The sequence below is a fragment of the Pandoraea apista genome, assembly GCF_001465595.2.
GTDB lineage: Bacteria > Pseudomonadota > Gammaproteobacteria > Burkholderiales > Burkholderiaceae > Pandoraea > Pandoraea apista.
This window is the reverse complement of record NZ_CP013481.2, coordinates 2,700,869-2,713,920: the sequence shown is the minus strand read 5'-3', so window position 1 is coordinate 2,713,920 and position 13,052 is coordinate 2,700,869. Positions and strand designations below refer to the sequence as shown.

The window sequence follows — 13,052 nt, the reverse complement described above, 5'->3', positions numbered from 1 at the left end:
CCGCACCCTGAAGGCTCAGCCGGGCATCTTCAGCGAGAAGGTTTGCGCCAGCGATTGAACGCTTGATGCCTCATCGGCACCCGGTGCGCCCTCGGGCGGTGTTGCACGCGGTGGCGGCAGTGCAGACACGCTAACGTCGACGGCAGCCCATTGCGGCTCGGGCAGTTCGTCGAACACCTGACGCAAACGCGAGCCCCAGGTGTCGTGAATCATTTTGTAGTAGACGTTCTCGTCGTCGAGCGACGCAAAGCGCGTTACGCGCAGGCTGTCTTCTTCATACACGAGCAGGTCGAGCGGCAGCCCTACCGAGACGTTGGAGCGCAGCGTGGAATCCATGGAGATCAGGGCGCACTTGGCGCCGTCGTCCAGCGATGTAGCGGGCGTAACGAGCCGGTCGATGATGGGCTTGCCGTATTTGGATTCGCCGATCTGGAAATACGGGTTGACGGACGACGCTTCGATGAAGTTACCTGCCGAATACAGTTGAAACAGACGGCTCGGCGCGCCGGCAATCTGACCACCGAGCAGGAAGCTGCAATTGAAGTCGACGCCGAAGGCTTCGAGTGCTTTGGCGTCGCGTGCGTAGACGTCACGAATCGCCTGTCCGACAACACGTGCAACGTCGCTCATGGATTTGGCGGTCCACAGGGTGTCGGCGTCGGCCTCGCGTGCTTCTACGAGATGCTGTCGTACCGCCTGCGTGAGGGCGAGGTTGCCGGCCGAGAGCAGCACGAGCACGCGCTCGCCCGGACGCTCGAACACGAGCATCTTGCGAAAGGTGCTGACGTGATCGACACCCGCATTGGTCCGGGTATCGGAGAGAAATACGAGCCCGGCATCGAGCTTCATGGCCACGCAGTACGTCATGTCATTCCTGTCTTGCCGTGCGGGGTACTCCACCCCGTCACGTGAAAAGCTACTGTTGTTGATCGAGCGGCACGGTATCGACACTGACCGATACGTGCAGCGCTTCGGTCGCCCCACCGCTGCGCATGCCTCTGACCGGCGCCGCCGACTCATAGTCGCGGCCTACGGCCAGCCGGCAGTAGTTACCGCTGGCAAAGCAGGCATGGGTCACGTCGATGCTGACCCACCCTGCCCCGTCGACCCATACGTCGACCCATGCGTGACTGGCTGCATGCGGTACGTCGCCAGGATCGATGTACCCGCTGACGTATCTCGCCGGCACGCCTCGGGCCCGGCAAACGGCGAGCATCAGGTGTGCATGATCCTGACACACGCCACGCCCCAGCGCCAGTGCCTGCGCGGCGGTGCTGGTTACGGCGGTGATGCCGGATTCGTAGTCGACTTGCTCGCAGATGGTCGCCGCAAGCGCCAGCAGTTCGCCCGGCGTCGTCACCCCGGCATCGCCGGCGAGGGCATCGATGGCATCGTTGCGCGCGGTAAGCGGTGTCGGGCTGGCGAAGGATAACACTGGTACGGCATGGCTCGTCTCCCCGAGCTTGCCGTCGACGAGGGGGGTGGTTTCGACTTCTCCTTCGGCAAGCAGATGGATTTCACTGTGCGGCTGGTGCAGCACGAGCGTGTGCATGTCGTTGCCGAAGGCGTCGCGCGCGGCGGTAAGTTTGCCGGGCGCACTGAGCCGCCAATGCACGATGCGCTGTACTTCGGACCCCACGGGCGTAAGCCGAAGCTGCTGAATGGTGTAGCGCACCGGCGTGTCGTAGCGGTAGGTCGTCTCGTGGCGAATGATCAGGCGCATGGCATCAGGCGGCAAGCGGAATCAGGAATGTCTGGCTGATTTTGTTGCCGAGCACGGACACTCGCTCGAGGAACTCGGTCAGGACGGGGTGTAGCCCTTGCTGTTGTATCTGCTGGATGTCGGTGTATTTGAGTTCGGACTGAAGTTTGCCCGCGTACCGTTCGACATCGCCGGACTGGGCGTTGGACAGTGTAGCGAGATTTTCGCATACGCCTGTGAGCGAGGCGAGCAGTGAGCGTGGCATGTGAGCATTGAGCATGAGCAGTTCGACGACGCGCTCGGGGGTGATGACGTCGCGATAGACCTTGCGGTAGATCTCGAAGCCGGACACGCTTCTCAGTACGGCGGACCAGTAGTAAAAGTCGGTGGGATGCGAGGCGTCGGCCCGCTCGGTGCGCACGGCTTCGTGGAAGCGCACGTCGAGGATACGGGCGGTGTTGTCTGCCCGTTCGAGGAAGAGGCCGAGACGCGTGAAGTAGAAGGCGTCGTCCTGAAACAAGGTGCCGAAGCTCACACCGCGCGAGAGGTGGGAGCGCACTTTGACCCATTCGAACAGGTGTGCCGGATCGCGTTCGAGCAGGTCGATCATGCGCGGAAATTCAAGCCAGGTGCTGTTGACGGTTTCCCAGAGTTCGGTGGTGAGGGTGCCGCGCACGGCGCGCGCGTTTTCTCGGGCGGCCGCGAGGCAGCAGGCGATGCTGGAAGGGTTGTCGCGGTCACGCACAACGAAGTCGAGCACGTTGGCGCGCGTGGCCCGCGCATGTTTGCGATTGAACGCGGGTTCGAGTTCGGAGATGCGCAAGGTGGCGCGCCAGCCCCCCTCGTCGTCGAAGCCCCCCATATGCGCGCGGGCGGCGTCGGCATCTTCTTCGTCATCGATGGCCCCTTGGGGCAGCAGCAGGTTCTGCAAGTTGACGTCGAGCAGGCGGGCGGTGTTTTCGGCCCGCTCCATGTAGCGAGCCATCCAGAACAGGTGATCGGCGGTACGGCTAAGCATGATCTCTTCTCGCTATGAGGTTTGTCGTATCCGGCTGACTTGGGCTATTTTTCGAGTACCCAGGTGTCTTTCGTCCCCCCACCCTGCGAGGAGTTGACGACCAGCGACCCTTCGGTCAGCGCCACGCGTGTGAGCCCGCCCGGCACCATGGTCACGCCTTTGCCGGAGGACAGCACGAACGGCCTCAGGTCGATGTGTCTTGGCGCAACGCCCGCCTCGACGAAGGTTGGACACGCAGACAAGGCGAGCGTGGGTTGCGCGATGTAACCGTCGGGCTTGGCAATGAGCCGTTGGCGGAAGGCTTCGATCTCGGCTTTGGTGGATGCCGGGCCAACGAGCATGCCGTACCCCCCCGCCCCGTGAACTTCTTTAACGACGAGTTCGCCAAGGTTATCGAGGGTGTAGGCAAGGTCGTCCGGTCGACGGCACTGGTAGGTCGGCACGTTGTTCAGGATGGGCTTCTCACCGAGGTAGAACTCGATCATGTCGGGCACGAACGGATAGATGGACTTGTCGTCGGCAACGCCCGTGCCGATGGCATTGGCCAACGTAACGCGACCGGCCCGGTAGACGCTCAGCAATCCCGGCACGCCCAACGTGGAGTCGGCGCGGAATGCCAGCGGATCAAGGAAGTCGTCGTCGATTCTTCGGTAGATGACGTCGACTCGCTTGGGACCGTTGGTGGTTCGCATGTAGACGAGGTTGTCTTCAACGAACAGATCCTGTCCTTCGACCAGTTCAATCCCCATCTGCTGCGCGAGGAAGGCGTGCTCGAAGTACGCGGAGTTGTAGATGCCCGGCGTCATGACAACGACGGTGGGATCATCTATCCCCATTGGCGCTACAGCACGCAAGCTGTCCAGCAACAAGTCGGGATAGTGCTCGACCGGCGCGATTCGATTTCTCGCAAACAACTCGGGGAACAATCGCATCATCATCTTGCGGTTCTCGAGCATGTACGACACGCCGGAGGGCACTCTCAGGTTGTCCTCCAGCACGTAGAACACGCCGTCATCGCCGGTCCCCGCTCGCACTACGTCCACACCGGCAATATGCGCGTAAATGTCGCCCGGTACATCCACCCCCTGCATCTCCGGCCGATACTGCGCATTCTTCAACACCTGATCCGCCGGGATGACACCCGCACGCAAGATGTCCTGCTCGTGATAAACGTCATGGATGAACCGGTTCAACGCCTCGACCCGCTGACGCAAACCTGTCTGCAAGGTCTGCCACTCGTGCGCCGGGATGATTCTTGGAATCAGATCGAAGGGAATCAGACGCTCGGTGCCCGCCTCATTGCCATACACAGCAAACGTAATCCCGACCCGTCGGAACACCAGATCCGCCTCGGCCCGCTTATGGTGCAGAACATCTTCCGGCTGACACCGCAACCAATCGTCAAACCGACGGTAATGCGACCGTACCGCACCCGTGATGCTCGCCATCTCGTTATAGCTCTCGACCATACGCTTCTCCGCAGATTGCTGTGTCGAGATCGAGCAATATCCATGCCCGAGCTTTTTTTCACCCTTTCCGCACGTTTTCAGTGCGCACCTCCTCCGCCCGCACCACGCCGGTGATTTTCAGTATAGGAGTTAGCGCTGGGTCAGGTTTTTTTATGTTTGGTCTGTTTTTGGCGCCGTCCCTCCTATACCGTCCTCCACACCGCCCTCCAGACGGACCGGGGCCCCTTTCCGCCTCTCAGACATAAACCCAACTCGCTGCAGAAAGGGGCCCCGGTCCGTCTCTTTCCCCTTCCTTCTCCCCCTTCTTGCCCACTTCTCGCCTTTACACCGCTCGCTTCGGCTCTTTTCCTCCCCCCCAAACGCAAAACGCCGGGTTTCCCCGGCGTTTTCGCTGTCCTGCTTCTTTTTCACTCTCTTCTTATGCCGCTTTCTGCGCCGCCCGCGCTGCCTCCAACGCCGCCTGCGTCAACACATACACCCCCGGCAAATCCTGCTCGTCACAGTTGTGACCCTCGCCCCCCCGATCCACCACCACGAAGTCACTCACCTCATGCAACGCCAGTAATGGGTGATGCCATACGCCTCGCGCGTAGTTCACGCCCTGCCAACCCTCCGAGACGAACGCCCTCATCTGACTCACATCCAACTCGCCCGCCGGCGCCACCACCACCAGATACGGCGTCGTCTTCAACGGAATGAACGCCTGACTGCCCAACGGGTGACGCTCCAACATCTTCACCTCATACGGCAACTGCCTCGGCTGCCCACGGAATACGTTCACTAACGTTCGTCCACCCTCCGGACCCAGATCCACCGTCGCCAGATCGTGAAAGCGCTCGGTCGTCCCGCCATTGATCGCGAAATGCTTCGCCCCCGACAACTCGATCACGTCGCCAAACGGCGCAAACGCCTCCCGCGTCAATCGCTCTATCTTCAACGCCAGACCCGCCATGTCACGCTCCTTTTTGTCCCTGCTCGTTGCAGCCTCTCGCACCCTTTGCTTTCGTCCGGAGGCGAGAGGTCTTCTTTTTGCTGACGTCGCTTACGCCTTCTTCTCGCTCAGACGGCCCCACAGACGCAGGCGCGATACGCCGCCGTCCGGAATGATGTTGAAGCGGATGTGCGTGATGGCCCCCAGCTTCTGCACCGGCTCTTCAAAGAAGAACTGTTTGTCCATCGCCAGTTTCTGCTCGGGCAACAACACCGGCCAGAACATGGACTGCGTAATCAATGACTGCTCGGTGCCCCCCGTCACGTATGCCGCCTGGATGGAGCAACGATCGGGGAAGTTGCCCTTGAAGTGCGCCGTGTCGACTTCGATTTTGGCAATCTCGCCCGGCTGTGCCAACGCAATGATCGCCCAGTCGTTGCCGGGCTCTCGACGCCGCCGCGTCTCCCACCCATCGCCCATGTTCACGCCACGGCCCGGCATCAACAGGTTCGACGCCAACCCGAAATGCTGGTTGTTCGCCGCTACGATGTAGCCACCATTCTCCATCGCGATCAGGTCGATCAGCTCGTCGCGCGAACGCCCCGCCCAATCGCTCTGCGGCAAGCCATACAGACGCAAGCGCGCCAGACCGCCGTCGGGGTACAGGTTCACGCGCACGTGCGTGACCGGACGCTGGATAGCGATGGCATGGTAGTGATGCGAGTTGCCTTGCAGCGTGGTCGAGGCGAGCAGTTCGAACCACTCGGCGCTCTGGCCCGGTGCACCGTCCGGGCTGTAGCACCCCTCGAGCGACGCCGCCGGCGGGAAGTTGCCGGTGAAGTGGCTGGTGTCCAGATCGACACCGAACAACACGCCCGCCCGCGCGAGCTTGACCACGCACCAGTCGTAGCCGTTCACGCGCTTGCGACGCGTTTCCCAGCCATCCATCCACTTGCCGTTCTCGTCGTATTTGCCGGGAATGAAGACGGCCGGCTCGGGATTGAGCATGCGCTCTTTGGCCGCGAAGAATTCGTCGCTGGCCTCGAGTGCCTGCGCACCCAGGCGCGGATCGGCCAGATTGACGTAACGGCGCACGAATTCCGGTGCATTCGGATCTTGCGGGGCGAGGGCCATGCCAACTCCTGATGATTCGGTAAAAGCGGAAACGAGTGAATACGAAAACTGGGGAAAACGCTTTGGCGAATGTCTATCCACCCGCCTTATCCATCTCCGCGCTTTAGTCGCGCACCAGATCTTCCAGACGGAATCCCGCGATACGGAAGATCTGTCGCAGGCACGCTTCGATCTCGTCCGCACGGCTGTTCTCAAGGCGCCCGGCGAAGTTCTCGATGATGCTGCTGCGTGTATGGCCTCGCACGGCCAAAATGTACGGGAAGCCAAACTTGGCCTTGTACGCGTCATTGAGTTCGGTCAGACGCGCAAATTCTTCCGCACTGCACTGGTCTAGCCCCGCCCCCGCCTGCTCGCGGGTGGACTCGGCCGTCAACTCGCCACGCACAGCCGCCTTACCCGCCAACTCCGGGTGAGCACGAATGAGATCGAGCTGCGCTCCTTCGCCAGCATCGATCACCGCTTGGCACATGGCGTCGTGCAACGCATTGACGGTGGCAAACGGCCGGTCTTCCCAAGCCGCTTCAGCCACCCACGGGGAATGCTCGAAAATGCCGTCGAGCGCGGCAACGAACTCGGCACGCGGCAACGCCGACAGCTCGGCAACAGTACGTTGGGTCATAGGCAACGGGGCGTTCATTTACCGCTCTCCTGAAGAACAATGGTGGCGTCCCGCCGCGCTGGTCGCACAGCCCGATGACGCCTGTCGGACTCAATTTCGATACCGGCAGACTGCGCCCCTTCGGGCCCAGCCGCCTTACTCACCATCTGTGACTCACGCCGCCACGAACGGATGACGCTCTTGCCAATGACGCGCCACGTCAATGCGACGGCAGACCCACACGCGATCGTGCTTTTCAATGTGATCGAGGAATCGCTGCAACGCGGCAAAGCGCCCCGGACGGCCCAGCAACCGGCAATGCATACCGATCGATAACATCTTCGGCGCCTCGTCACCCTCAGCGTAAAGCACGTCGAATGCGTCGCGCAGGTAGTGGAAGAAGTGGTCCGCCGTGTTGAATCCCTGCGGCGCGGCAAAGCGCATGTCGTTGGAATCCAGCGTGTACGGCACCACGAGATGCGGCTTGACCTCCCCGCCGCTGGTCTGCACTTGCGTCCAGAACGGCAGGTCGTCGCCATAGTTGTCGGAGTCGTACACAAAGCCGCCCTGCTCAACCACCAGACGCCGCGTATTAGGACTATCTCGCCCCGTATACCAGCCAAGCGGCGCGCTCCCCGTCATTTCCTTGAAGATATCGATGGCGATGCGCATGTGCTCACGCTCGGTCGCCTCATCGATGTTCTGGTAGTGAATCCAACGCCAGCCATGGCACGCAATCTCGTGCCCCAGCTCCTGAAACGCCGCCGTGATTTCCGGATGACGCTGCATGGCCATGGCCACGCCAAAGACAGTCAGCGGCAACCCGCGACGCTCGAATTCACGCAAGATGCGCCACACGCCCGAACGCGACCCGTATTCGTAGATGGACTCCATGCTCATGTGACGCGCTTCGTAAGCCGCTGCGCCAATGATCTCGGACAGAAACTGCTCTGACGCCCGATCGCCATGCAAAACACAGTTCTCGCCACCCTCTTCATAGTTCAGAACGAACTGGACAGCGATCCGCGCTCGCCCCGGCCAGTCGGCAAACGGTACGTGACGGCCGTAACCGATCAGGTCGCGGGGGTAATCCTGGGAGCTTGCGATGTTGCTGGCCATGATGTCTTGGCATCCTTCTGATGGCGAAACGATCGAAGAAGTGTAGCCAAATCCACTCCGCGGAAACATAGCCATACTCAGATATTCAGGCTGTGCCTAGACGTATAGTCACCCCGCCACCGTCACACCGTCATCCCCTGCGCCCCCGCCCCAACATGCCCACCCAAGCCCTAAAACCCCCGCATCTCTGAACGTCAATTTCGCCGAAATTCCCGCCAAATAGGCAAAACCTCGCGCAATCGACACTGAACCGGCAAACCAAGAAAAAAGCACGCCGGGCCGTCGAATCGACCCGGCGTGCTTTTGTTGAGCGCCCTTTTTCCTTTCCCGCCCCCACCTGTCCGAAGTCAGGCGGCCATATAGGGATATCCCGTAAGCGTCAGCGTGACCTCTGCGCCAGACGTCTGCAATCTGGCCTGACCCCCGACAGGAACCGTCAACTTGTCGGGGCAATGGCCGAACGGCATGTCGGTCACGATCGGAATCCCGATGACCTTGCGCACGCTCTCGATCATTGCCGGCATGTCGTACCCGTTGTCGTAGTCCGTCACCCGGTACTGCGAGAAGTCACCCAGCACCAACGCCCGCTGCCGGGCCAGAATGCCGGACTGATGCAGTTGATACAGCATTCGCTCAACCCGGTAAGGCGGCTCGTTCACGTCCTCGACGAACAGCACGCCCCCCTCGATCTGCGGCAAGTACCGCGTGCCGATCAGGCTGCATACCATCGCCAGATTCCCGCCCCAAAGGGTGCCCGAGACATCGATGTCGCCACTCGCGCCATCACCCTGCCACTGTGCAACGTGACTGGGCGAGTGCAACACGGACTGGAATTGCGTGACGGTGAACTCGCTCAATGTCTCCGCACCGAAGTCGGCCAGCAGCATCGGCCCGGCAAACGTTGTGAGATGCGCCTGCGCCAACAGCGCCAGTTGCACCGCCGTGAAGTCGCTGTGACCGATCATGGCCACCGGCGCGCCGGATAACCGGCGATGCAGCCCCTCGTAGTCGAGGTGCTCGAGCAGATGAACGGCGCCATAGCCGCCGCGTACGGCGAGCACGACATCGGGCACGCGATGATCTCGCTGCGCCAGTCGATTGATCTCGGCCACACGCTCGGCATCGGTGCCCGCGAAGCGCAAGTAACGGCGCTCCAGCGCTTCACGATTGCCAACACGGTAGCCAAGCTGCTCCAACGATTCGATACCACGCGCGGCAACGTCGGCGTCGGGCGCATAGCCCGACGGGGCAATCAGTTCGAGATGCTTGGTCGGCGTCAATTGGTAGATCCCGGTGTTTGGGTGGGAGGTTCTTCAGTCGCCTCGGCCGCCGCCGACAAGCGCCGTGCCTTCGCTGCGGCACGCCGTTCACTGAAGAAGGTCTGGAGAATGCCAACGCACTCGTCGCGCATGACACCGCCGATGACTTCGGCATGATGGTTGAGGCGCGGTTCCGCAAACAAGTCGACCACGCTGCCGCAAGCCCCGGTCTTGGGGTCCATCGCGCCATACACCACCCGCCGGATTCGGGCATGCATGATGGCCCCCGCACACATGACACACGGCTCGAGCGTGACATACAGCTCGCACTCGGGCAGACGATAGTTGCCCAATGCCTGCGCCGCAGCGCGCAGCGCCTGCATTTCGGCATGCGCAGACGGATCGTGGCCGCCCACCGGGCAGTTGTGCCCGACGGCAACCACCTGTCCGTCGCAAACGACCACGGCACCGACCGGCACCTCTCCCTGCGCCATCGCGGCGCGAGCCTGCTGGAGCGCCAGGCCCATGTAGGTCTCGTCGGTCGCGGGTAAATCTCGATTCATGAAACGTTGACGAAAAGCCGCCGCGCGTTGCGTGCCCGTTCCGGACTCGCCCCACACAGCGCAATTGGCCGCTATCGGCAATGCGCTATTCTCGCACAGCCCCCCGCTGCCGCCATGCCCCTCGCCACACCCGGCTGTCGGTCTTCTCGGCCGATCGCCAGGCCCATCCATCTCACGTCGTCACGCCATCGCTGCGTTGGGTGCGCTGCGCTTGCGATACAGCACAAGCGTCGCAATCAAGCCGCACACCGCCGCGAAGGTCATCCACCAGCCCGGCGCCGCCTTGTTGCCCGTCATGCCGATCAGCGCTGTCGCCACCGCCGGCGTAAACCCGCCGAAAAGCGCCGTCGCCAGACTGTATGCGAGCGAGAAGCCCGCCGTGCGCACCTCCACCGGCATGATCTCGGTCAACGCCACCACCATGGCGCCGTTGTAGCTCGCGTAGAGGAAAGACAACCACAGCTCGACGATCAGCATCTTGCCAAATGTCGGCTCGACCACGAGCCATGCCAGCGTGGGATAGGCGGTCAGAATGGTCAGCACGGTAAAAACGATCAACAAGGGACGCCGTCCAATGCGATCGGACAAAGCCCCCATCACCGGCAGCCAGAGAAAGTTGGACACGCCGACACAAAAGGTGACGACCAGTGCATCGGTCGTCGACAGCTTGAGTACCGACTTGCCGAACGTCGGCGTATAGACGGTGATGAGGTAGAACGACACGGTGGTCATTGCCACCAGCATGGTGCCGGCCACAACCAGCCCCCAGTTCTGTACGATCGAACGGAAAATCTCTCCCGTGCTCGGTCGATGCTTGCGCGCCAGAAACACCTCGGTTTCCTGCAACGAACGCCGGATGACGAACAGCACCGGCACGATCATGCAACCGATGAAGAACGGCACGCGCCAACCCCAATCGGCCACTTGCCCCGGGGTCAGCCATTTGTTAAGCAGGTATCCCAGCAGCGCCGCCACGATAATGGCCACCTGCTGGCTCGCCGACTGCCAGCTCACATAGAAGCCCTTGTGACCCGGCGTCGCCATCTCCGACAGATAGACGGACACCCCGCCCAGTTCGACACCCGCCGAGAACCCTTGCAACAATCGGCCAATAAGCACGAGCAGCGGCGCCAGATACCCGATGGTCGCAAACCCCGGAACGAACGCAATGAGAATGGTGCCCATCGCCATGATGGACAAGGTGACGATCAACCCGCGACGCCGTCCGATCCGGTCAACGTACGCGCCCAGAATGATGGCGCCCAATGGCCGCATCAGGAAGCCCGCACCGAAGGTCATGAAGGTGAGCATCAGCGACGCAAATTCGTCGCCCGACGGGAAGAACGTCGCGGAAATATAGGTGGCGTAAAAGCCAAACAGGAAGAAGTCGAACATCTCCATGAAGTTGCCGCTCGTGACGCGAATCACAGTGGCAACTTTCGACGGAGAGGCTCGCGAAACCGACGCAGGGTTGACGGGGCTGGTAGCCATGATGTTCACCTCACCGGACATGATGTCGGTCAAGATAGCACTTGATTCGACGCGCGCACACCATGATTTTGCCCCGGGGCGGGAACACCCCCGCCCCCCGCCTGTTACGGCATATTTCAGTCCCAGGCCGGCGCAAGCGACGCCGGGTTGGCCTGACGCTCGTTACGGTCGAGCGCAGCAATCTGCGCCATGTCTTCGTCGCTCAAACGTAAATCGCGCGCCTTCATGTTGCTGGCCAGATTCTCGCGCCGGGTCGACGACGGGATCACCGCATAGCCCTGTTGCATCGCCCATGCCAGCGCGACTTGCGCCGTGGTCGCGCCATGCCGGGCGGCAATTTTTTCCAGCACCGGATCGTTCAGCACCTTACCGTACGCCAGCGTCATGTACGACGTGACGGGCACGCCCTGCGAGCGGGCAAATTCCGCCAGCTTGCGGTTTTGCAGATACGGACTCAGCTCGATCTGGTTGGTCGCCAGTTCGCCCGGCCCAACAATGCCGATGGCCCGTTGAAGCAGCGCAATAGTGAAGTTGGAGACGCCGATGGCACGCGTCAGCCCCTGCTCACGTGCCTCGCGCAATGCCCCGAGATACTCCTCCATCGACACGGCATTGGCCGGCGACGGCCAGTGAATCAACGTGAGATCGACGCGGTCGGTCCCCAGCTTCGACAAGCTGTCCTTCAGACTCGGAATCAGCTTGTCGCGGGAGAAGTTGTCGACCCAGATCTTGGTCGTCAGGTACAGATCGTCACGCTTGACGTTCGATGCCGCGAGCGCACGGCCAATGTCGGCCTCGTTCTCGTAAATCTGCGCAGTGTCGATAGCGCGGTAACCCAGTTCCAGCGCATTAGTAACGGTATCGAATACGGTTTGGCCCTTGAGGCGGAACGTACCGAGGCCGAAAGCGGGAAGACTCATGAATACAACTCCTGTCGAAAACGTCGCGCCATAAAAATCAACCTTGGTTGAACGGCTCGACTAAACACCACAGTGTGTCGGATTCACACCCGCCCAAAAAGTCCCACAGACGCACAAGATTCGTGCCGTCAATTCACAAATACATGCGACTCATGGTGTTGCGCTCCGCAATGGAGACGAGGCTCAGAGAGCGGCGCGCGAAAGGAAGCTGACATCCTCGCGCGCCATGGCCTTGATTTCGTTGCGTGTCGTCAGAATATGCCCCTCGAGCAGCGACACCACCGTCGTCACGTCGCGGCGACGGCATGCCGCAAGAATCTCGTAATGGTCGTGCTGTGGCTTCTCTTTGCCGGTAGCCTGTGACATGGCCAAATGCGAATATCGATCGGTATTCAGGCAATACTCTTCGATGAGCATTCGCAAACGCCGGTTGTTGGCCGGCGCAGAGAGTGCCAGGTGGAATCGCCGGTTGTATTCGGCCCATTCCGAGACGATTTCCGACGCCGAGTACTCGGCCAGAATCTGCTCCATGACCTGAAAGTCGCGTTCCGCCATGTTCGGCACCGCCAACTTGGCAGCGTGGCATTCCAGCGCGACACGAATGTCGAGCAACTCGCACAACTGCTCGAGATTCATGCTCGCCACAGTCGCACCGCGGTTCAGATGGTGCGTGACCAGTCCCTCCGCCTCTAGCTGCCGCAGCGCCTCGCGCACTGGCACTCGGCTCGCCTTGAACCGATCGGCCAGGGCTTCCTGGCGCAATTGATATCCACCCGGAAGCACGCCACTCAAGATCTCGTCTCGAAGCGTGTCGCGGATGGCCTGATGTAGAGCTTGGGGTCCGGGGG

The 13,052-nt window shown here is 61.4% G+C and carries 13 protein-coding genes; all 13 read right to left on the bottom strand.

What is annotated here, in order from left to right:
* Positions 1-15 precede the first annotated feature (15 nt).
* Positions 16-867, bottom strand: coding sequence for a proteasome-type protease (locus AT395_RS12625; protein WP_042115816.1), 852 nt, complete (start codon positions 865-867; stop codon positions 16-18).
* A gap of 49 nt (positions 868-916) precedes the next feature.
* Positions 917-1,723: a transglutaminase family protein gene (locus tag AT395_RS12620; protein WP_042118376.1), complete on the bottom strand. Its 807-nt coding sequence runs from the start codon at positions 1,721-1,723 to the stop codon at positions 917-919.
* A gap of 4 nt (positions 1,724-1,727) precedes the next feature.
* Positions 1,728-2,720 carry an alpha-E domain-containing protein gene (locus tag AT395_RS12615; RefSeq protein WP_042115815.1) on the bottom strand — a complete coding sequence of 331 codons (993 nt, stop codon included), beginning with the start codon at positions 2,718-2,720 and terminating at the stop codon, positions 1,728-1,730.
* 44 nt (positions 2,721-2,764) lie between these two features.
* Positions 2,765-4,189, bottom strand: coding sequence for a circularly permuted type 2 ATP-grasp protein (locus AT395_RS12610; protein WP_042115814.1), 1,425 nt, complete (start codon positions 4,187-4,189; stop codon positions 2,765-2,767).
* Between the two features lie 418 nt (positions 4,190-4,607).
* Positions 4,608-5,141, bottom strand: a complete 534-nt coding sequence (locus AT395_RS12605; RefSeq protein ID WP_042112120.1) for an ureidoglycolate lyase — start codon at positions 5,139-5,141, stop codon at positions 4,608-4,610.
* A 90-nt stretch (positions 5,142-5,231) separates the two neighbouring features.
* A complete protein-coding gene (alc, locus tag AT395_RS12600; RefSeq protein WP_058375196.1) occupies positions 5,232-6,254 on the bottom strand; it encodes an allantoicase in 1,023 nt (340 codons plus the stop codon).
* Positions 6,255-6,357: 103 nt separating this feature from the next.
* Complete coding sequence (uraD, locus tag AT395_RS12595; protein WP_224787569.1) at positions 6,358-6,891, bottom strand: 2-oxo-4-hydroxy-4-carboxy-5-ureidoimidazoline decarboxylase; 534 nt, start codon at positions 6,889-6,891, stop codon at positions 6,358-6,360.
* 135 nt (positions 6,892-7,026) lie between these two features.
* Entirely contained in the window at positions 7,027-7,971 is a 945-nt protein-coding gene (gene puuE, locus AT395_RS12590; protein ID WP_048630001.1) for an allantoinase PuuE, read from the bottom strand.
* 347 nt (positions 7,972-8,318) lie between these two features.
* Positions 8,319-9,251 (bottom strand): muramoyltetrapeptide carboxypeptidase, encoded by a 933-nt coding sequence (gene ldcA, locus AT395_RS12585; protein WP_042115812.1) that lies wholly within the window; start codon positions 9,249-9,251, stop codon positions 8,319-8,321.
* Entirely contained in the window at positions 9,248-9,793 is a 546-nt protein-coding gene (tadA, locus tag AT395_RS12580; protein ID WP_072632963.1) for a tRNA adenosine(34) deaminase TadA, read from the bottom strand. Before tadA ends, ldcA begins: the two co-directional genes overlap by 4 nt.
* Before the next feature lie 180 nt (positions 9,794-9,973).
* On the bottom strand, positions 9,974-11,284 hold the full coding sequence (tcuC, locus tag AT395_RS12575; RefSeq protein WP_042118371.1) for an MFS transporter: 1,311 nt from the start codon (positions 11,282-11,284) through the stop codon (positions 9,974-9,976).
* 116 nt (positions 11,285-11,400) lie between these two features.
* Positions 11,401-12,204, bottom strand: coding sequence for a 2,5-didehydrogluconate reductase DkgB (gene dkgB, locus AT395_RS12570; protein ID WP_048629363.1), 804 nt, complete (start codon positions 12,202-12,204; stop codon positions 11,401-11,403).
* Between the two features lie 183 nt (positions 12,205-12,387).
* On the bottom strand, positions 12,388-12,987 hold the full coding sequence (locus AT395_RS12565) for a GntR family transcriptional regulator (RefSeq protein WP_231586227.1): 600 nt from the start codon (positions 12,985-12,987) through the stop codon (positions 12,388-12,390).
* Positions 12,988-13,052: the final 65 nt, after the last annotated feature.

What these genes read in the sequence shown, in the direction of transcription:
- AT395_RS12615 (WP_042115815.1), bottom strand. Translation starts at nt 2,720, where the DNA reads ATGCTTAGCCGTACCGCCGATCACCTGTTCTGGATGGCTCGCTACATG.
- AT395_RS12610 (WP_042115814.1), bottom strand. Translation starts at nt 4,189, where the DNA reads ATGGTCGAGAGCTATAACGAGATGGCGAGCATCACGGGTGCGGTACGG.
- AT395_RS12605 (WP_042112120.1), bottom strand. Translation starts at nt 5,141, where the DNA reads ATGGCGGGTCTGGCGTTGAAGATAGAGCGATTGACGCGGGAGGCGTTT.
- uraD (WP_224787569.1), bottom strand. Translation starts at nt 6,891, where the DNA reads ATGAACGCCCCGTTGCCTATGACCCAACGTACTGTTGCCGAGCTGTCG.
- tcuC (WP_042118371.1), bottom strand. Translation starts at nt 11,284, where the DNA reads ATGGCTACCAGCCCCGTCAACCCTGCGTCGGTTTCGCGAGCCTCTCCG.
- AT395_RS12625 (WP_042115816.1), bottom strand. Translation starts at nt 867, where the DNA reads ATGACGTACTGCGTGGCCATGAAGCTCGATGCCGGGCTCGTATTTCTC.
- puuE (WP_048630001.1), bottom strand. Translation starts at nt 7,971, where the DNA reads ATGGCCAGCAACATCGCAAGCTCCCAGGATTACCCCCGCGACCTGATC.
- AT395_RS12620 (WP_042118376.1), bottom strand. Translation starts at nt 1,723, where the DNA reads ATGCGCCTGATCATTCGCCACGAGACGACCTACCGCTACGACACGCCG.
- alc (WP_058375196.1), bottom strand. Translation starts at nt 6,254, where the DNA reads ATGGCCCTCGCCCCGCAAGATCCGAATGCACCGGAATTCGTGCGCCGT.
- tadA (WP_072632963.1), bottom strand. Translation starts at nt 9,793, where the DNA reads ATGAATCGAGATTTACCCGCGACCGACGAGACCTACATGGGCCTGGCG.
- dkgB (WP_048629363.1), bottom strand. Translation starts at nt 12,204, where the DNA reads ATGAGTCTTCCCGCTTTCGGCCTCGGTACGTTCCGCCTCAAGGGCCAA.